General features: G+C 58.6%; 17 protein-coding genes. 14 read left to right on the forward strand and 3 right to left on the reverse strand.

Features of this window, described 5'->3' with window-relative positions:
• Positions 1-3: 3 nt before the first annotated feature.
• The 9 genes from sdhA (at position 4) to DNK50_RS12670 (ending at position 13,276) form a co-directional block, all read left to right on the forward strand.
• Complete coding sequence (gene sdhA / locus DNK50_RS12630; protein ID WP_099586744.1) at positions 4-1,776, forward strand: succinate dehydrogenase flavoprotein subunit; 1,773 nt, start codon at positions 4-6, stop codon at positions 1,774-1,776.
• 11 nt (positions 1,777-1,787) lie between these two features.
• Positions 1,788-2,492 carry a succinate dehydrogenase iron-sulfur subunit gene (locus DNK50_RS12635; protein WP_003172807.1) on the forward strand — a complete coding sequence of 235 codons (705 nt, stop codon included), beginning with the start codon at positions 1,788-1,790 and terminating at the stop codon, positions 2,490-2,492.
• Positions 2,493-2,753: 261 nt separating this feature from the next.
• A complete protein-coding gene (locus DNK50_RS12640; protein WP_099586743.1) occupies positions 2,754-5,585 on the forward strand; it encodes a 2-oxoglutarate dehydrogenase E1 component in 2,832 nt (943 codons plus the stop codon).
• Between the two features lie 44 nt (positions 5,586-5,629).
• Entirely contained in the window at positions 5,630-6,847 is a 1,218-nt protein-coding gene (gene odhB, locus DNK50_RS12645; RefSeq protein WP_099586742.1) for a 2-oxoglutarate dehydrogenase complex dihydrolipoyllysine-residue succinyltransferase, read from the forward strand.
• Between the two features lie 99 nt (positions 6,848-6,946).
• Positions 6,947-8,383, forward strand: coding sequence for a dihydrolipoyl dehydrogenase (gene lpdA / locus DNK50_RS12650; protein ID WP_099586741.1), 1,437 nt, complete (start codon positions 6,947-6,949; stop codon positions 8,381-8,383).
• A gap of 204 nt (positions 8,384-8,587) precedes the next feature.
• The gene (gene sucC / locus DNK50_RS12655) at positions 8,588-9,754 is read left to right on the forward strand and encodes an ADP-forming succinate--CoA ligase subunit beta (RefSeq protein ID WP_003210567.1); all 1,167 of its coding nucleotides are present in this window, start codon (positions 8,588-8,590) and stop codon (positions 9,752-9,754) included.
• On the forward strand, positions 9,754-10,635 hold the full coding sequence (gene sucD, locus DNK50_RS12660; protein WP_010166265.1) for a succinate--CoA ligase subunit alpha: 882 nt from the start codon (positions 9,754-9,756) through the stop codon (positions 10,633-10,635). Before sucC ends, sucD begins: the two co-directional genes overlap by 1 nt.
• A gap of 418 nt (positions 10,636-11,053) precedes the next feature.
• A complete protein-coding gene (gene brnQ / locus DNK50_RS12665) occupies positions 11,054-12,367 on the forward strand; it encodes a branched-chain amino acid transport system II carrier protein (RefSeq protein WP_112194320.1) in 1,314 nt (437 codons plus the stop codon).
• A gap of 171 nt (positions 12,368-12,538) precedes the next feature.
• Positions 12,539-13,276, forward strand: a complete 738-nt coding sequence (locus DNK50_RS12670; protein WP_099586739.1) for a DUF599 domain-containing protein — start codon at positions 12,539-12,541, stop codon at positions 13,274-13,276.
• A 103-nt stretch (positions 13,277-13,379) separates the two neighbouring features.
• On the opposite strand, the gene DNK50_RS12675 is transcribed toward DNK50_RS12670, so the two are convergent.
• Positions 13,380-13,631: a hypothetical protein gene (locus tag DNK50_RS12675; protein ID WP_010211724.1), complete on the reverse strand. Its 252-nt coding sequence runs from the start codon at positions 13,629-13,631 to the stop codon at positions 13,380-13,382.
• Positions 13,632-13,789: 158 nt separating this feature from the next.
• Between DNK50_RS12675 and DNK50_RS12680 the strand changes: the two genes are divergently transcribed.
• The 4 genes from DNK50_RS12680 to DNK50_RS12695 all read left to right on the forward strand — a co-directional run bounded on the left by DNK50_RS12680 (position 13,790) and on the right by DNK50_RS12695 (position 17,504).
• A complete protein-coding gene (locus tag DNK50_RS12680) occupies positions 13,790-14,266 on the forward strand; it encodes a PaaI family thioesterase (protein ID WP_112194322.1) in 477 nt (158 codons plus the stop codon).
• Positions 14,263-14,715, forward strand: coding sequence for a PaaI family thioesterase (locus DNK50_RS12685; RefSeq protein WP_112194324.1), 453 nt, complete (start codon positions 14,263-14,265; stop codon positions 14,713-14,715). The genes DNK50_RS12680 and DNK50_RS12685 overlap by 4 nt, the downstream gene beginning before the upstream one ends.
• Before the next feature lie 89 nt (positions 14,716-14,804).
• Positions 14,805-16,709, forward strand: a complete 1,905-nt coding sequence (gene htpG, locus DNK50_RS12690) for a molecular chaperone HtpG (protein WP_099586833.1) — start codon at positions 14,805-14,807, stop codon at positions 16,707-16,709.
• A 66-nt stretch (positions 16,710-16,775) separates the two neighbouring features.
• Entirely contained in the window at positions 16,776-17,504 is a 729-nt protein-coding gene (locus DNK50_RS12695) for a dienelactone hydrolase family protein (RefSeq protein ID WP_099586736.1), read from the forward strand.
• 97 nt (positions 17,505-17,601) lie between these two features.
• Here the strand turns inward: DNK50_RS12695 and DNK50_RS12700 are convergent, their stop codons facing one another.
• Together DNK50_RS12700 and DNK50_RS12705 are read right to left on the reverse strand one after the other, a co-directional pair.
• Complete coding sequence (locus tag DNK50_RS12700; RefSeq protein ID WP_112194327.1) at positions 17,602-18,468, reverse strand: pirin family protein; 867 nt, start codon at positions 18,466-18,468, stop codon at positions 17,602-17,604.
• Between the two features lie 64 nt (positions 18,469-18,532).
• Positions 18,533-18,949 carry an OsmC family protein gene (locus DNK50_RS12705; RefSeq protein ID WP_099586734.1) on the reverse strand — a complete coding sequence of 139 codons (417 nt, stop codon included), beginning with the start codon at positions 18,947-18,949 and terminating at the stop codon, positions 18,533-18,535.
• Between the two features lie 139 nt (positions 18,950-19,088).
• Between DNK50_RS12705 and DNK50_RS12710 the strand changes: the two genes are divergently transcribed.
• Positions 19,089-20,111, forward strand: coding sequence for an amidohydrolase family protein (locus DNK50_RS12710; RefSeq protein WP_112194329.1), 1,023 nt, complete (start codon positions 19,089-19,091; stop codon positions 20,109-20,111).
• Positions 20,112-20,168 lie beyond the last annotated feature (57 nt).

The following is a 20,168-nucleotide window of genomic DNA, read 5'->3' on the forward strand; positions in this document are numbered from 1 at the left end:
TTCATGGCTAACATTCCAACTATTTCCTTCGACGCCATCATTATTGGCGGCGGCGGTGCTGGCATGCGCGCAGCGCTGCAGCTGGCCCAGGGTGGTCACAAGACTGCCGTGATCACCAAGGTGTTCCCGACCCGTTCCCACACCGTATCGGCTCAGGGTGGTATCACCTGCGCTATCGCGTCTGCGGACCCGAACGATGACTGGCGCTGGCACATGTACGATACCGTCAAGGGTTCCGACTACATCGGTGACCAGGACGCTATCGAATACATGTGTCAGGAAGGCCCTGCGGCGGTGTTCGAGCTGGACCACATGGGTCTGCCGTTCTCCCGTACCGAGCAAGGTCGTATCTACCAGCGTCCATTCGGCGGCCAGTCGAAGGATTATGGTAAAGGCGGCCAGGCTGCCCGTACTTGCGCGGCTTCCGACCGTACCGGTCACGCGCTGCTGCACACCCTTTATCAGGGCAACCTGAAAGCCGGTACCACGTTCCTGAACGAGTACTACGCCGTCGATCTGGTGAAGAACGGCAAGGGCGAGTTCGTCGGCGTGATCGCCATCTGCATCGAAACCGGTGAAACCACCTACATCCGCGCCAAGGCGACTGTTCTGGCGACTGGCGGTGCAGGCCGTATCTACGCGTCGACCACCAATGCTCTGATCAACACCGGTGACGGCGTCGGCATGGCACTGCGTGCTGGCGTGCCGGTGCAAGACATCGAAATGTGGCAGTTCCACCCGACCGGCATCGCCGGCGCTGGTGTACTGGTGACTGAAGGTTGCCGTGGTGAAGGTGGTTACCTGATCAACAAGCACGGCGAGCGTTTCATGGAGCGTTATGCTCCGAACGCCAAGGACCTTGCAGGTCGTGACGTTGTAGCCCGTTCCATGGTTAAAGAGATCATCGCCGGTAACGGCTGTGGCCCGAACGGCGACCACGTGATGCTCAAGCTCGATCACCTGGGCGAGGAAGTGCTGCACAGCCGCCTGCCAGGTATCTGTGAGCTGTCCAAGACCTTTGCTCACGTTGACCCGGTACTGGCTCCGGTTCCGGTTGTTCCAACTTGCCACTATATGATGGGCGGCGTGCCGACCAACATTCATGGCCAGGCGATCACCCAGAACGCTGAAGGTGTGGATGAGATCATCCATGGCCTGTTCGCAGTAGGCGAAGTCGCCTGCGTATCGGTACACGGTGCCAACCGTCTGGGCGGCAACTCGCTGCTCGACCTGGTGGTATTCGGCCGTGCGGCCGGCCTGCACCTGGAAAAAGCGCTGACTGACGGCATCGAATACGATGACGCCACCGACGCCAACATCGAAACTGCCCTGGCCCGCCTGAACGCCCTGAACGAGCGCACTGATGGCGAAGACGTGGCAACCCTGCGTCGCGAGCTGCAAAGCTGCATGCAGAACTACTTCGGTGTGTTCCGTACCGGCGAATACATGCAGAAGGGTATTGCCCAGCTGGCTGACCTGCGTACGCGCATCGCCAACGTCAAGATCAACGATAAGAGCCAGGCGTTCAACACCGCTCGTATCGAAGCCCTTGAGCTGCAAAACCTGCTGGAAGTGGCTGAAGCGACGGCGATCGCCGCCGAGGTTCGTAAAGAATCCCGTGGCGCCCACGCTCGTGAAGACTTTGAAGACCGCGATGACGAAAACTGGTTGTGCCACACCCTGTACTTCCCGGGTGACAAGCGCGTAACCAAGCGTGCCGTGAACTTCTCGCCGAAGACGGTTCCGACGTTTGAACCGAAGATTCGGACTTACTAAGGGTGGCTGCCATGTTGAAAGTCAGTGTTTATCGCTACAACCCTGATCAGGACGCTGCGCCGTTCATGCAGGAGTTCCAGGTCGATACCGGTGGTAAAGACCTGATGGTGCTGGATGTATTGGCACTGATCAAAGAGCAGGACGAAGGTTTCTCCTACCGTCGCTCTTGCCGTGAGGGCGTTTGCGGCTCCGACGGCATGAACATCAACGGCAAAAACGGCCTGGCGTGCATCACGCCGCTGTCCGCCGTGGTGAAAGGCAACAAGCTGATCGTTCGTCCTCTGCCAGGTTTGCCGGTTATCCGTGACCTGGTCGTCGATATGAGCATCTTCTACAAGCAATACGAAAAAGTTAAGCCGTTCCTGCAGAACGACACGCCGGCTCCGGCCATCGAGCGTCTGCAGTCCCCTGAAGAGCGTGAAAAGCTCGACGGTCTGTACGAGTGCATCCTGTGCGCCTGCTGCTCGACCTCGTGCCCGTCCTTCTGGTGGAACCCGGACAAGTTCCTGGGTCCAGCTGCCCTGCTGCAAGCGTACCGCTTCCTGGCAGACAGCCGTGATACCAAGACGTCCGAGCGTCTGGCTTCGCTGGATGACCCGTTCAGCGTATTCCGCTGCCGCGGGATCATGAACTGCGTCAACGTATGTCCCAAAGGCCTGAACCCGACTAAGGCCATTGGTCACATCCGTAACATGCTGCTGCAAAGCGGCGTGTAACCGACGTTGTAACAAAGCAGGACCGTTGTGCCCGTAAATGCTGCGGCGCAGGCTTCAACCGGCGCCGTAGTTTTAACTTGAGCAGCGACTTACAAAGCCGCGGCTCTTATTTTGAAGAAATGAGACAAGCAGGGGCATTCGGGTTGGTACCCGAACTATCAGCGTGATCCTAAGTGGCTTGTTTTGGTCGCTGCACTTGGCCTTTTGCAAGCAAACTCGGTGTTTTCGCCGGTGGTGTCCCCAAATCGAGGGTGACCAAGCATGCAAGAAAGCGTGATGCAGCGCATGTGGAACAGCGGCTATCTTTCAGGTGGTAACGCTGCCTATGTGGAAGAGCTTTATGAGCTCTACCTGCACGACCCTAACGCTGTGCCAGAAGAATGGCGCACCAAATTTCAGACGTTGTCTTCAGACGGCAACGCTGCCACCGATGTATCGCACGCAACGATTCGCGATCAATTTGTGCTGCTGGCAAAGAACCAGCGCCGCGCCCAACCGGTTTCCGCCGGCAGCGTGAGCAGTGAGCACGAGAAGAAGCAAGTTGAAGTACTGCGACTGATCCAGGCCTACCGGATGCGTGGCCACCAGGCGGCCCAGCTTGACCCGCTGGGGCTCTGGCAGCGTCCTGCACCTGCTGACCTGTCGATCAATCATTACGGCTTGACCAATGCCGATCTTGATACGACCTTCCGTGCCGGCGACCTGTTCATCGGCAAAGAGGAAGCGAGCCTACGCGAAATTCACGAAGCGTTGCAGCAGACATATTGCCGCACCATTGGCGCTGAGTTCACGCACATCACCGATTCCGAGCAACGCCACTGGTTCCAGCATCGCCTGGAAGGCGTGCGTGGCCGTCCGGTGCTGTCCGCCGACGTACGCAGCCACCTGCTTGAGCGCGTGACCGCAGCGGAAGGCCTGGAAAAATACCTGGGTACCAAATATCCGGGTACCAAGCGTTTCGGCCTGGAAGGCGGCGAAAGCCTGATCCCGATGCTCGACGAGCTGATCCAGCGTTCCGGTTCCTACGGCACCAAGGAAATCGTGATCGGCATGGCCCACCGTGGTCGCTTGAACGTGTTGGTCAACACCTTCGGCAAGAACCCGCGTGAGCTGTTCGACGAGTTCGAAGGCAAGAAGAAGGTCGAGCTGGGTTCCGGTGACGTTAAATATCACCAGGGCTTCTCCTCCAACGTCATGACCACCGGCGGTGAAGTTCACCTGGCCATGGCCTTCAACCCATCCCACCTGGAAATCGTTTCTCCAGTGGTCGAGGGTTCGGTCCGTGCGCGCCAGGATCGTCGTAACGACACCACTGGTGAAAAGGTCCTGCCGATTTCCATCCACGGTGACGCGGCATTCGCCGGTCAAGGCGTGGTCCTGGAAACGTTCCAGATGTCGCAGACTCGCGGCTTCAAGACCGGCGGTACGGTTCACATCGTCATCAACAACCAGGTTGGCTTCACCATCAGCAACCCGCTGGATGCGCGCTCCACCGAGTACGCCACCGACGTTGCCAAGATGATCCAGGCGCCGATCCTCCATGTGAATGGTGATGATCCGGAAGCCGTGCTTTTCGTGACCCAACTGGCTGTCGACTACCGCATGCAGTTCAAGCGTGACGTGGTGATCGACCTGGTGTGCTACCGCCGCCGTGGTCACAACGAAGCTGACGAACCAAGCGGCACCCAGCCGTTGATGTACCAGCAGATCACCAAGCAGCGCACCACCCGTGAGCTGTATGCCGAAAGCCTGACCAAGGCCGGTATTGTTGACGATGCGCGTGTTCAGGCGAAGATCGATGAATACCGCAACGCGCTGGACAATGGTCTGCATGTAGTAAAAAGCCTGGTCAAGGAACCGAACAAAGAGCTGTTCGTTGACTGGCGTCCGTACCTGGGTCACACCTGGACGGCGCGTCACGACACCTCGTTCGATCTGAAGACCCTGCAGGAACTGTCCGCCAAGCTGCTGGAAATCCCGGATGGCTTCGTGGTGCAGCGCCAGGTTGCGAAGATCTACGAAGACCGTCAGAAGATGCAAGCCGGCGGCCTGCCGATCAACTGGGGTTATGCCGAAACCATGGCGTACGCGACCCTGGCGTTCGAAGGTCACCCGATCCGCATGACCGGCCAGGACATCGGCCGCGGTACGTTCTCGCACCGTCATGCTGTGCTGCACAACCAGAAAGATGCGGGCACCTACATCCCGTTGCAGAACCTGTACGAAGGCCAGCCGCGTTTCGACCTGTACGATTCGTTCCTGTCCGAAGAAGCCGTACTGGCGTTCGAATACGGTTACTCGACCACCACGCCGCAGGCGCTGGTGATCTGGGAAGCCCAGTTCGGCGACTTCGCCAACGGTGCCCAAGTGGTTATCGACCAGTTCATCACCAGCGGCGAGCACAAGTGGGGCCGTCTGTGCGGTCTGACCATGCTGTTGCCACACGGTTATGAAGGTCAGGGTCCGGAGCACTCCTCGGCCCGTCTGGAGCGTTACCTGCAGCTGTGCGCCGAGCACAACATCCAGGTGTGCGTGCCGACTACCCCGGCCCAGATCTACCACTTGCTGCGTCGTCAGGTGATCCGCCCGCTGCGCAAGCCGCTGGTAGTGCTGACTCCGAAATCGCTGCTGCGTCACAAATTGGCCATCTCGACCCTGGAAGATCTGGCCGAAGGTTCGTTCCAGACCGTGATTCCAGAAATCGACACGCTGGATGCGGCCAAGGTCACTCGCCTGATCCTGTGCAGCGGCAAGGTCTACTACGACCTGCTGGAAAAACGTCGTGCCGAAGGCCGCGAAGACATCGCCATCGTGCGTATCGAGCAGCTTTACCCGTTCCCGGAAGATGACCTCATGGAGATCATCGCGCCTTACACCAACCTCACCAATGTGGTGTGGTGTCAGGAAGAACCGATGAACCAGGGCGCGTGGTACAGCAGCCAGCATCACCTGCGTCGCAGCATCGGCAACCACAACAAGGCCCTGGGCCTGGAGTACGCCGGTCGTGATGCGTCTGCTGCACCTGCTTGTGGTTATGCGTCGATGCACGCCGAGCAGCAGGAAAAACTGCTGCAAGATGCTTTCACTGTTTAACGCCTTCGCGCTGACTGAAACCGAATTTTAAGGACCCACAGATAATGGCTATCGAAATCAAAGCCCCGTCATTCCCGGAATCGGTTGCCGATGGCACCGTTGCCACTTGGCACAAGAAACCAGGCGACGCTGTAAAGCGTGATGACCTGATCGTCGACATCGAGACCGACAAAGTCGTTCTGGAAGTGTTGGCCGAGGCTGACGGCGTACTGGGCGCAATCGTTGCCGAAGAGGGCGCCACCGTCCTGTCCAACCAGGTACTGGGCTCGATCGAAGCGGGCAGCGCTGCTGCTCCTGCCGCCGCTGCACCGGCTGCTGCTTCGGCTCCAGCGGCTGCTCCGGCTGCGGGTGGCGAAGATCCAATCGCTGCACCGGCTGCACGTCAGCTGGCTGAAGAAAATGGCATCAACCTGGCTTCCATCAAAGGCACCGGCAAAGACGGCCGCGTGACCAAGGAAGACGTGGTTGCTGCTGTTGAAGCCAAGAAAAACGCTCCGGCTGCCGCGCCTGCCAAGGCTGCTGCTCCAGCTGCCGCCGCTCCTGTGTTCGCTGCTGGCGACCGCACCGAGAAGCGCGTGCCGATGACCCGCGTACGTGCAACCGTGGCCAAGCGCCTGGTTGAAGCACAGTCGAACATGGCGATGCTGACCACTTTCAACGAAGTCGACATGACCGAAGTCATGGCCCTGCGTTCGAAGTACAAGGATCTGTTCGAGAAGTCTCATAACGGCGTGCGCCTGGGCTTCATGTCGTTCTTCGTGAAAGCGGCCACTGAAGCGCTGAAGCGCTTCCCGGCAGTCAACGCTTCCATCGACGGCGGCGACATCGTTTACCATGGCTATGCAGACGTCGGCGTTGCCGTGTCCAGCGACCGTGGCCTGGTGGTACCGGTTCTGCGTAACGCCGAGCTGATGAGCCTGGCTGAAATCGAAGGCGGCATCGCCGGCTTCGGCAAGAAAGCCCGTGACGGCAAGCTGACCATCGACGAGATGACCGGTGGTACCTTCACCATCACCAACGGTGGTACCTTCGGTTCGATGATGTCGACCCCGATCGTCAACCCGCCGCAAGCCGCGATCCTGGGCATGCACAACATCATCCAGCGTCCGATGGCCATCAACGGCCAAGTCGTGATCCGCCCAATGATGTACCTGGCACTGTCTTACGATCACCGCCTGATCGATGGTAAAGAAGCCGTGACTTTCCTGGTGACCATCAAGAACCTGCTGGAAGACCCGGCTCGTCTGCTGCTGGATATCTGATAGAAGCAGCTGCAGGCTCCGGGCTGGCCGCCAGAATAGGGCGGCTTGACCTGGGGCGTGTGGCTTGAAAGCTTGCTGCTAAATAGAGGAACTATTTTCATGTCGCAGAAATTTGACGTTGTAGTGATTGGTGCAGGTCCTGGCGGCTATGTTGCCGCCATCAAGGCCGCACAACTGGGCCTCTCGACTGCTTGCATCGAAAAATACACCGACAAGGAAGGCAAACTGGCACTGGGCGGTACCTGCCTGAACGTTGGTTGCATTCCTTCCAAGGCGCTGTTGGACAGCTCCTGGAAATTCCACGAAGCCCAAGACGGCTTCGCGATCCACGGTATCAACCATGCTGGCGTGACCATGGACGTGCCAGCAATGGTCGGCCGTAAAGCCAACATCGTTAAAGGCCTGACTTCCGGCGTTGCGACCTTGTTCAAGGCCAACGGCGTCACTTCCCTGCAAGGCCACGGCAAACTGCTGGCCGGCAAGAAAGTTGAAATCACCAAGCCTGACGGTTCCGTAGAAGTCATCGAAGCCGAGAACGTGATCCTGGCTCCAGGTTCGCGCCCAATCGACATTCCACCGGCTCCAGTTGACCAGAACGTGATCGTTGATTCGACCGGCGCCCTGGAATTCCAAGCGGTTCCTAAGCGTCTGGGCGTGATCGGCGCTGGCGTAATCGGCCTGGAACTGGGTTCGGTCTGGTCCCGCCTGGGTTCCGAAGTGACTGTGCTGGAAGCCCTGGACACGTTCCTGCTGGCTGCCGACACCGCAGTTTCCAAGGAAGCGCTGAAAACCCTGACCAAACAAGGTCTGGACATCAAGCTGGGCGCCCGCGTTACCGGTTCCAAGGTCAACGGCGAAGAAGTCGTTGTGACCTACACCGACAAAGACGGCGAGCAGACCATCACGTTCGACAAGCTGATCGTAGCCGTGGGTCGCCGTCCGGTGACCACCGACCTGCTGGCTTCCGACAGCGGCGTGAACATGGACGAGCGCGGTTTCATCCACGTTGACGATCACTGCGCGACTACCGTTCCTGGCGTCTACGCCATCGGCGACGTGGTTCGCGGCATGATGCTGGCGCACAAGGCGTCCGAAGAAGGCATCATGGTTGTCGAGCGCATCAAGGGCCACAAAACCCAGATGAACTACGACCTGATCCCATCGGTTATCTACACCCACCCGGAAATTGCATGGGTCGGCAAGAACGAACAGCAGTTGAAAGCTGAAGGCGTTGAAGTTAACGTCGGCACCTTCCCGTTTGCTGCGTCTGGCCGTGCCATGGCAGCCAACGACACCGGTGGTTTTGTCAAAGTCATCGCTGATGCCAAGACTGACCGCGTATTGGGCGTCCACGTGATTGGCCCGAGCGCTGCAGAACTGGTTCAGCAAGGCGCGATCGGTATGGAATTCGGCACCAGTGCCGAGGACCTGGGCATGATGGTCTTCTCCCATCCGACCCTGTCCGAAGCGTTGCACGAAGCAGCGTTGGCGGTGAATGGCGGCGCCATCCACATCGCCAACCGCAAGAAGCGCTAAGCGAGATAATAAGAAACCACGGCGGAGTTGCCCGTCGTGAGCCTTGCGCGCAAGACTCACCGCGGAATATCCGCTGGACGCAGCCTTGCGCAGCTTTACGGGCCATAAGCCCAGCAAGTTGCGCAAGCAGCAGTCACAGGTGGCGCGGCACTCATAATGAGCGCAGCGCCGAATGCGCAGTACCTAACGAAGACGGTAAAAAGCATGAATCTTCACGAGTATCAGGGTAAGCAGCTGTTCGCTGAATACGGCCTGCCAGTTTCCAAGGGCTACGCAGTAGACACCCCGGAAGCAGCAGCAGAAGCCTGCGACAAAATCGGTGGTACCGAGTGGGTTGTCAAAGCCCAGGTCCACGCAGGTGGTCGCGGTAAAGCGGGCGGCGTTAAGCTGGTTCGCAGCAAAGAAGACGCCAAGGCCTTCGCACAGCAGTGGCTGGGCAAGCGTCTGGTGACTTACCAGACTGATGCCAATGGCCAGCCAGTCACCAAGATCCTGGTTGAATCGTGCACTGATATCGCTAAAGAGCTGTACCTGGGCGCTGTCGTTGACCGTTCGAGCCGTCGCATCGTGTTCATGGCTTCCACCGAAGGTGGCGTGGACATTGAGAAGATCGCCGAAGAAACCCCAGAAAAAATTCTGAAAGCCACTATCGATCCACTGGTTGGCGCTCAGCCATTCCAGGGTCGCGAGCTGGCTTTCCAGCTGGGTCTGGAAGGCAAGCAAGTTGCCCAGTTCGCCAAGATCTTCGTAGGTCTGGCCAAACTGTTCCAGGATCACGATCTGGCCCTGCTGGAAGTGAACCCGCTGGTGATCAAGGCTGATGGCGATCTGCACTGCCTCGACGCCAAGATCAACATCGACGCCAACGCCATGTACCGTCAGCCTAAGCTGAAGACTTTCCACGATCCGTCGCAAGACGATCCGCGCGAAGCGCACGCTGCCAAGTTCGAACTGAACTACGTAGCCCTGGAAGGTAACATCGGTTGCATGGTCAACGGTGCTGGCCTGGCCATGGGTACCATGGACATCGTCAACCTGCATGGCGGCAAACCAGCCAACTTCCTCGACGTAGGCGGCGGTGCTACCAAAGAACGCGTTACCGAAGCGTTCAAGATCATCCTGTCCGACTCCAACGTCGCTGCAGTACTGGTCAACATCTTCGGCGGCATCGTTCGTTGCGACATGATTGCCGAAGGCATCATCGGTGCAGTGAAAGAAGTCGGCGTGAAAATCCCGGTTGTTGTTCGCCTTGAAGGTAACAACGCTGAACTGGGCGCTAAAGTACTGGCAGAAAGCGGTTTGAACATCATCGCGGCTACCAGCCTGACCGACGCTGCTCAACAAGTTGTCAAAGCTGCGGAGGGCAAATAATGAGCGTCCTGATCAATAAAGACACCAAAGTTATCTGCCAGGGTATTACCGGTTCGCAAGGTAGTTTCCACACCCAGCAAGCCATCGAATACGGCACCAAGATGGTTGGTGGCGTAACTCCGGGCAAAGGCGGCACCGAGCACCTGGGTCTGCCAGTGTTCAACACCGTGAAAGACGCTGTAGCTGCCACTGGCGCCACCGCCAGCGTGATCTACGTTCCAGCTCCTTTCTGCAAGGACTCGATCCTGGAAGCAGCATTCGGCGGCATCAAGCTGATCGTCTGCATCACCGAAGGCATTCCTACCCTGGACATGCTGGACGCTAAAGTTAAGTGCGACGAGCTGGGTGTTACCCTGATCGGCCCTAACTGCCCAGGCGTGATCACCCCAGGCGAATGCAAGATCGGCATCATGCCTGGTCACATTCACTTGCCAGGCAAAGTCGGTATCGTTTCCCGTTCCGGCACCCTGACCTACGAAGCTGTGAAGCAGACGACTGACGCCGGTTTCGGCCAGTCGACTTGCGTCGGCATCGGTGGTGACCCGATCCCAGGTTCGAACTTCATCGACATCCTGAAGCTGTTCCAGGAAGACCCGAAGACCGAAGCGATCGTGATGATCGGTGAGATCGGCGGTTCGGCTGAAGAAGAAGCGGCTGCCTACATCAAGGCACACGTGACCAAGCCGGTTGTTTCCTACATCGCTGGTGTGACTGCCCCTGCGGGCAAGCGCATGGGCCATGCTGGCGCAATCATCTCTGGCGGCAAAGGCACTGCAGACGAGAAGTTTGCTGCCCTGGAAGACGCAGGCGTTAAAACCGTGCGTTCGCTGGCAGACATCGGCAAGGCTTTGTCCGAGCTGACCGGTTGGGCTGTCAAGTAAGCCTCGCGCTTAGCTGACGCTTCACCAACACAAAGGCCACCTTCGGGTGGCCTTTGTGCTTTCTGAGGTTTAATAAAGATCAAAATGTGGGAGGGGGCTTGCCCCCGATTGCAGTGGGTCAGTTAACAAATACAGTGACTGACACTTCGCCATCGCGGGCAAGCCCCCTCCCACATTTATCTGCATTGCCAGATTAAGTATGAAAACGCGACATAGAGATGTCGCTTATCGGACAGACCGCCCCGCAACAGTGCGTTCTTCACGCTAATTCTGTAACCTAGCCGCCTCTTTATGCGTGTGCCTCCCAAAAGGAAGCCCCGCGCCAGACCGGTCGGCCCCCATCAGGGCTGGCAGTATTTCCCTCATCCACAGGGAATCCCTCTCTAAATTCCGATTCAGTAGTGTGGTATTTCCCGAAATGAAAGTGTTGAAAAGCCAGGATATCCTGGCGTTGGGCTTCATGACCTTTGCCCTGTTCGTGGGCGCCGGTAACATCATCTTCCCGCCTATCGTCGGTTTGCAGTCCGGGCCTCATGTCTGGATGGCAGCATTGGGCTTCCTGGTCACCGCAGTGGGTTTGCCGGTGGTCACCGTTATCGCCCTGGCCAAGGTCGGCGGCGGTATGGATGCGTTGAGCAGCCCGATCGGCAAGATCGCCGGTGGCCTGCTCGCGGCGGCGGCGTATCTGGCGGTAGGGCCGCTGTTCGCTACCCCGCGTACCGCGACCGTGTCCTTCGAAGTAGGCCTGGCGCCGCTGACCGGCGAAAGCCCGCTGGCGCTGTTCCTCTATAGCTCGGTGTATTTCCTGGTGGTGTTCTTTGTGTCCCTGTACCCAGGGCGCCTGCTGGACACCGTGGGTCGCTTCCTCGCACCGCTGAAGATCATCGCGCTGGCCATCCTCGGCATTGCCGCGTTTGCCCTGCCGGCCGGTGAAGTGGGCGTCGCTACCCCGGAATATGTCGCTGCACCGTTCTCCCAAGGTTTTATCAATGGTTACCTGACCATGGACACCCTGGGCGCGCTGGTATTCGGCATCGTGATCGTCAACGCCATCCGCTCCCGTGGTGTGGAGTCGCCAAAGCTGATCACCCGCTACGCGATCATCGCGGGCCTGATTGCCGGTGTGGGCCTGGCGCTGGTGTACGTCAGCCTGTTCCGCCTGGGTGCGGGCAGTCACGAAGTGGCCGCTGGTGCGGCGAATGGTGCTGCCGTACTGCACGCCTACGTGCAACACACTTTCGGTTCCCTGGGCAGTGGTTTCCTGGCGGTGTTGATCTCCCTGGCATGTCTGGTTACGGCTGTTGGCCTGACCTGCGCGTGTGCAGAGTACTTCAGCAAAATCCTGCCGTTGTCCTACAAGACACTGGTAGTGATCCTGGCGCTGTTCTCGCTGTTTGTGTCCAACCTGGGCCTTACCAAGCTGATTGCCTTCTCGATCCCGGTGCTCACCGCGATCTACCCGCCGTGCATCGTGCTGGTGGCGTTGAGCTTCTGCAAAGACTTCTGGCAGGAGCAGGGCCGCATCGTTGGCCCGGTGATGCTGGTGTCGTTTATCTTCGGCTGCATTGACGCCCTCAAGGGCGCTGGCCTGGCTGGCTGGATGCCGTCGTCGTTGGCCAACCTGCCATTGAGCGAACAAGGCCTGGCGTGGCTGGTGCCGTCGGTGATGGTGCTGGTGGTTGCGGTAGTCATTGACCGTATGCTCGGCAAGCGTAGCGAAGCGATCGCGTAACACATTTTCAAGGCTGCGCAGAAATGCTCCGTATCAATCGATATGGGGCATTTTTTATGCTTAGTAGACGACAAGCTTCTAAAGTGTGAAACGCGGTAGGTGTGGGAGCGAGCAAGCCCGCTCCCACATGTTGACCGCGTTCGTCACACCACCTCGTGTAATAGGACCCGCATGTCGTTCGTCGAAACCAATCAAGTCCACCTGCTTGCCGCCCTCTGGTTCATCCTGTGTTGGGGCGGCTATACCCGTTATGCGACCTGGAAGGCCCGGGACACAGCGTGCCTGGCCAGTGTGCTGCACCTGTATCGCGAAGACTGGATGCGCCGCATGCTGCTGCGCGACAACCGCATCGCCGACGCCAGCGTAATCGGCAATCTGGAGCGCAACGCCTCGTTCTTTGCCTCCAGCACGTTGATTATCCTTGCCGGTATTCTCACCGTGCTCGGCGCGTCCGAGCGGGCGGTTTCGTTGTTGGCGGACATTCCCATGGTGCAGCAGGCATCCCAGGGGATGTCGGAGATCAAGCTGTTGTGCCTGGCGCTGGTGTTCGTCTACGCCTTCTTCACATTCAGTTGGTGCATGCGCCAGTACAACTTCGCGGCAGTGCTGGTGGGGTCGGCGCCAATGATCGGTGAGCGCCAGGTGTCCGAGCAGGAGCGCAAAGCGTTTGCTTCGAGGGCGGCGCGAGTGATTTCCATGGCCGCCAACCAGTTCAACTTTGGCCTGCGTGCTTACTACTTCGGCATGACCATGCTGGCGTGGTTTGTCAGCCCATGGTTATTCATGTTGATGAGTGCAGGGGTAGTGGTCGTGCTGTACCGCCGGGAGTTTCATTCCGACGTGCTGCAAGTGATGGTGTATACGCAGACTGATACGCCAGTGCCAGAGGCGGTCAAAGAGCAGGCTTAGTCAACTTCAGCGTATTAACGCTGCCAATAAAAACAGCACGCAAAGAAAAGCCCGCTATTTAAGCGGGCTTCTTTTTACAGCGAAGCTATTTCAAACCGCGGTCTTAAGAACCGGTGGCTGGAGTAGCAGGTGCTGCTTCTTTTGCGGCGGCTTCGTTCGATTCAGCCTGAGCTTTGGCAGCATCGGCGTTTTCTTTCGCAGCGTCGTTCACTTTATCCTGAGCCTTCGCCATGTCTTTCTGAGCTTGCTCAGAATGTGCAGCGGCGTCTTGGGCTTTGTCTTCGGATTTTTTGTCGCAGGCAGCGAGACCGAGGGCAGCGGCGAGCATCATGGAAATAGCTAAAGTCTTGCGCATGGGGTGTTTCTCCTTATTGAAGATATCTACTGGCCTTTCGAGCCTGAGGGTTCAGCATTAGTTCCTTTAATTGCGCAGATATATAAACAGCGCTCCCCAAGGAACTTTCACCCGCACTGCCTACTCCGCGGATCAACGCTAATAAGAGTCTAGACCGAATGACCGAAAACCCATTGTTAGAGCGTGCGACGCGCTTTGTCTCGGCCCTGCGCCATTGTCAGGTGCTGGGGATTACTGTGCACGCCGCCAACCCGGAGGGTATGACATTGCTCTTGCCCTATGGCCCCTCTATCGTCGGCGACCCTCGTACCGGCGTGATCCATGGCGGTGCGCTGACCTCCCTGATGGATACCGCCTGTGGCATGGCGACCTTGTGCGTATTACCTGAGTTTGAGGTGTGCCCGACCCTCGACCTGCGCATCGATTACATGCACACCGCCGAGCCTCACAAACCGGTCTATGGCTTCGCCCAATGCTACCGGGTGACCACCGATGTGATTTTCACCCGTGGCGTCGCCTACCAGGATGACCCGCAGCAGCCCATCGCCCATGTGGTAGGCACCTTCATGCGCATGGGCAAGCGCCTCAAGGGTGCCCAAGGCCTGAGCAGTGCAATCAAGGGAGAGCAGGCATGACGCATCGATTCAAGACGCGCCTGGAACAGGCCCATGAGCTTGGCAATTATGAAGCGCTGCTGGAGCTGATCCCCTACGCCAGGCTGATCGGCATTGAATGCACGCGCCTGGGTGATGAGTTGCTGTTTCGCCTGCCCGCCAACAAAGACAACATTGGTAACCCCATATTGCCGGCGCTGCACGGCGGGGTGATTGCAGGCTTTATGGAGCTGGCGGCGGCGTTGCACTTGCTGGTGTTTACCGGTGCGCCGGGCTTGCCGAAAATCATCGATTTTTCCCTGGATTACCTGCGGGCCGGCCAGTTCCGCGACACTTACGCTACCTGCCAGGTTTGGCGCCAGGGCCGACGGGTGGCGAATGTGGCTATCACCGCGTGGCAGAGCACCCCGGCAGAACCCATCGCCACCGCCCGCGCGCATTTCAAAATTGAGGAAACCGGTCGCCCTTGAAATCCTGGCCTTAGCCCCCAACTTTGATGACAACCCGCCGCCAACCCTCAAGGGCGCGGCCACTGCCATCCAATTGGAGTTTGATGACCATGAGTGTGGAAACTCAAAAGGAAACCCTGGGCTTCCAGACCGAGGTGAAGCAACTGCTGCACCTCATGATCCATTCGCTGTATTCCAACAAGGAAATTTTCCTTCGCGAATTGATCTCGAACGCCTCTGACGCTGTCGACAAATTACGTTTCGAAGCCCTGTCCAAGCCTGAGTTGCTGGAAGGTGGCGCGGAACTGAAGATCCGTGTGAGCTTCGACAAAGACGCCAAGACCGTCACCCTCGAAGACAACGGTATCGGCATGAGCCGTGACGATGCGATCACCCACCTGGGGACCATCGCCAAATCCGGCACCGCTGATTTCATGAAGAATCTGTCGGGCGACCAGAAGAAAGATTCGCACCTGATCGGCCAATTCGGCGTGGGCTTCTACTCGGCCTTCATCGTTGCCGACAAGGTTGAAGTGTTCAGCCGCCGTGCCGGCCTCGACGCCAGCCAAGGCGTGCACTGGTCCTCCAAGGGTGAGGGCGAATTCGAAATCGCCACCATCGATAAGGCCGACCGTGGCACCCGCATCGTGCTGCACCTCAAATCCGCTGAAGATGAGTTCGCCGACGGCTACCGCCTGCGCAACATCATCAAGAAGTACTCCGACCACATCGCTTTGCCGATCGAGTTGCCGAAGGAGCAAGCGGCGGCCGAAGGCGAAGAGGCGCCTGCCCAGGAATGGGAAGTGGTCAACCGTGCCAGCGCCCTGTGGACCCGTCCTCGCACTGAAGTGAAGGACGAGGAATACCAGGAGTTCTACAAGCACATCGCCCACGACTACGAAAACCCACTGAGCTGGAGCCACAACAAGGTCGAAGGCAAGCTGGAATACAGCTCGCTGCTCTACGTGCCGGCCCGTGCTCCGTTCGACCTGTACCAGCGTGAAGCGCCGAAAGGCCTGAAACTCTACGTGCAGCGCGTTTTCGTGATGGATCAGGCGGAATCGTTCCTGCCGCTGTACCTGCGCTTCATCAAGGGCGTGGTCGATTCCAATGACCTGTCGCTGAACGTGTCGCGGGAAATCCTGCAGAAAGACCCGATCATCGACTCGATGAAGTCGGCATTGACCAAGCGCGTCCTCGACATGCTGGAAAAGCTGGCGAAGAACGAGCCTGAGCAATACAAAGGCTTCTGGAAAAACTTCGGCCAGGTCATGAAAGAAGGCCCTGCGGAAGATTTTGCCAACAAGGAAAAAATCGCCGGCCTGCTGCGTTTTGCCTCGACTCAAGGCGAAGACGGCGAGCAGGTAGTGTCCCTGGCTGAATACCTGGCACGTGCCAAGGAAGGGCAGGACAAGATCTACTACCTGACCGGCGAAACCTACGCCCAGGTCAAGAACAGCCCGCACCTGGAAGTCTTCCGCAAGAAAGGCATCGAAGTGCTGCTGCTGACCGACCGTATCGATGAGTGGCTGATGAGCTACCTCAACGAATTCGACGGCAAGACCTTCGTCGACGTGGCCCGTGGTGACCTGGACCTGGGTAACCTGGACTCCGAAGAAGAGAAGAAGGAAGCCGAAGAAGTCGCCAAGGCCAAAGAAGGCCTGGTTGAGCGGATCAAGACGGCCCTGGGCGATGCGGTCAGCGAAGTGCGGGTTTCTCACCGCCTGACGGACTCCCCGGCGATTTTGGCCATCGGCGAGCAGGACCTGGGCATGCAGATGCGCCAGATCCTTGAAGCCAGCGGCCAGAAGGTTCCGGATTCCAAGCCGATCTTCGAATTCAACCCGGCTCACCCGCTGATCGAGAAACTCGACGGCGAGCAGAGCGAAGAGCGGTTTGGCGACCTGTCGCACATCCTCTTCGACCAGGCGGCCCTGGCCGCTGGCGACAGCCTCAAGGATCCGGCCGCGTATGTGCGCCGCCTGAACAAGCTGTTGGTTGAACTGTCGGTTTGACCCCGATGTAGAAAAACCCGCTTCGGCGGGTTTTTTCGTTCTACTGCACCTCAACTGGAGTAAATGATGAGCCAAGTCACTGTGCGTTCCGTGGTCTATCAGATTGATGGCCAGTCTTATGAGAGCCGCCTGGCATTCGATGCCAGCCACAAGGGCCCGTTGCCGGGCTTGTTGATGGCGCCGAACTGGATGGGTGTGAGTGCGGATGCCGAAGAGATCGCCAAGGCCGTTGCCGGTAAAGGCTACGTGGTGCTGATCGCTGATCTGTACGGGCAAAGTGTGCGCCCGTCGAATGGTGACGAAGCCGGCGCGGCGATGATGCCGTTGAAGAATGATCGTCCGTTGCTGAACAAGCGTATGCAGGCGGCCTTTGCGCAACTGCAAGGCCAGGCGGAAGCGGCGGTGGATACCTCGAAGCTGGCAACCTTTGGTTTCTGCTTTGGCGGTTGCTGTTCCCTGGAGCTGGCCCGTACCGGCGCGCCGTTGAAGGCTGCTGTGTCGTTTCACGGTACCCTCGACACGCCAAACCCTGCGGATGCGAAGAACATCAAGGGCTCGGTGCTGGTGCTGCACGGCGCATCCGACCCGTTGGTGCCAAAAGAGCAGTTGCCAGCGTTTGAAGATGAAATGAATGCCGCTGGCGTGGATTGGCAATTGCTGAGCTATGGCGGCGCGGTGCATTCCTTCACCGACCCGCACGCCAATGTGCCGGGCAAGATGATGTACGACGCGAAGACCGCCAAGCGGGCGTTCCAGTCGATGCACAACTTGTTGGATGAAGTGTTCAAGGGCTAAGGCTGTAGGGCCTGTTCCGGCCTCATCGGGGGCAAGCCCCCTCCCACATTTTGAACTGTGAACACATTCAAGGTGGGAGGGGGCTTGCCCCCGATAGCTATCTCACCGGCAACTCGATTCTTTCAGTTTCACCCGGTACCGTCGGCCAATGCCCAGCCGCCCAACGCTGCCGCGCCTGTTCAATCCTCAAAGGATCACTCGCCACAAAATTCCAATTGATCCGCCGTGGCCCATCCAACGGTGCACCGCCGAATACCATCAGGTGGCAATCGGACTCGGCAAAGAGCGTCATCTCCTGCCCGATCGGCAATACCACCAAGCTATGCACGTCCAGCGCCTCACCGTCCAATTGTGCCTCGCCATCCAGCACATACACCGCCCGCTCCTCATGCTCGTCCGGGATCAGCAGGGTAGTGGCCGTCTGCATCTGCACCTCGGCATACAACGTGGGCGACAGCACCGGCACCGGTGATTTCAGGCAAAACCCAGTGCCGGCGATCAGGCGAATCTGCACGCCCAGATTGTCACTCACCGGCAGGCTCGCCGCTGCATGGTGGCTGTAATGGCCGGGCCCGGTCTCATGATCCTTGGGCGACGCCAGCCACACTTGCAGTCCATGCAGGCTGAAACCACTGGCTTTGAGCGCCTGAGGTGTGCGCTCCACGTGGGCAATCGCGCTACCGGCGGTCATCCAGCTGACATCGCCGGCTTCTACCACCTGATCGGAACCCAGGCTGTCTTTATGCTGCAGCGCGCCCTCGAACAGGTAGGTGAGCGTGGACAGGCCGATATGCGGATGTTGGCGGATATTCATGCCGCTGCCTGCTGCGTAGCGGGTGTGCAACATGTGGTCGAAGAACACAAATGGCCCGACGCTGCGGCATTCTCGCGAAGGCAATGGACGCAGGATTGGCTGGCCTTCGACATCCTCGGGGCGAGGGCGGATCACGGTGAGGGTGGTCATGGTGCGTCCCAGTCTGAGCGGGTTAGATGCTGCTGAGCATAACCCGCCCGACGCGAGGTTGCCGCTATTGGCTGAAGGCGCCTTCGGACAACTGGGTCTCGATGCTGATTTCAGCAGTGGTCATCAGCTTGTGCACCGGGCATTTGTCTGCCACGCGATGCAGCTCATCGCGCTGCGCGTCGGTGAGTACACCTTTGAGGGTCAACTTGACGTTGAGTTTGTATTTGCCCTTTTGCTCTTCGGCAGCGTCGTGGGTGACTTCCACGGTCACGCCGGTCAGCGGGATGTCTTTTTTCTGGGCGTAGAGCCTGACGGTCAAGGCCTTGCACGATGCGAGCGCCGCATCGAAGTAGTCGTGGGGGGAGGGCGCCGAGTCGTCGCCACCCAGGCTCTTGGGCAGGTCGGTAAACAACTCGTGGTTGTTGATGTTGACGCTGTGGCGGAAGTTTTCAGCGTTCAGTGTGTTCACGGTAACAGGCATGGCAAACCTCACAGGGTGGCAGGATGAAGGTCATGCAGTTATAGAGCATGCTGGCACTTCAGTGTTCCGCGTTTTTGCGCGATGAACCCCGGCATAGGGCGCAAGGTCTACCCGTATTGGCCCTTATCGAGGTTTTACCGTGCCCTGGAACCGCCTGAGTCTCGCCCTGTTGTTCGCCGCCACTAGCCTTGCCGTGCAGGCGCGCGACTATGCCTACAGCGATGCACACCTGCATTACGTGGATTTTTTCCAGGAAACGGCGGGCATGGATAAATTGCTCAAGACGATGGCCGAGAATCGCATCGAACATGTGATGATTTCCGGCATCCCCGTGGCGAAGAAATGGCACGAAGACGAGCCCAAGCGTCCGCGCTACTACGCCGGTGACGACGCCGATGCCTATTGGTACAGCGCCACTGACGTGATCGTCGCGGCGGCTGTAAACAAGCTTACCCCTGAACAGCGCCCGCATTTTCATCCGTTTCTGAGCGGTTTCAACCCCAACGACAAGAACTCGGCTGCCCATATCCAACGCATGCTCGATCTTGATCCAGGGCTGTGGCAGGGCATTGGTGAGGTGTTCACCCGTCACGATGACCTCACCGCGCTGACCTCGGGCGACACTCCGCGCGCCAATAACGAAGCGATGACGCGCATCTACCATCTGGCCGCCGAAAATGACCTGCCGGTGATGCTGCACTCGAACATCACCTCCAAGCGCGAGCGCAACCCGTTGTACCTGGCTGAGGTTGAAGAGCCGCTGCGTAATCATCCGCACACCCGCTTTATCTGGGCCCATGCCGGCACCAGCAAGGAGATTCACCGGCATCAGGTCCAGATGGACTTCTTGCTGCCCACATTGAGCCGAATGCTGGAGGCCTACCCCAACCTGTACATCGACCTGTCGTGGAGCATGCTCACGCCGTACTTGCTGGACGACGCGGGCAAGCCCAGGCCCGAGTGGGTGAAGCTGGTGGAGCGCTTCCCGGAGCGCTTCATGCTGGGCTCGGACGTGGTAGGGCGTTTCAACAAGTTGGGTAAGGAAATGCGCCGCTTTGATCCCTTCCTCGACGCGCTTCCTGAGGATGTAGCCCACAAGGTGGCGAAGGATAATTTCCTGGCGATCCTGCCCAAAACCACTCGCGATGGCGCTGCCCGTTGATATCGCGTTTTGGTCTTACGCAAACGCCCTGAGGCGCCGATACCTTTCAAAGCAGCC

It is taken from the genome of Pseudomonas sp. LG1E9 (assembly GCF_003290225.1).
GTDB lineage: Bacteria > Pseudomonadota > Gammaproteobacteria > Pseudomonadales > Pseudomonadaceae > Aquipseudomonas > Aquipseudomonas cyclaminis.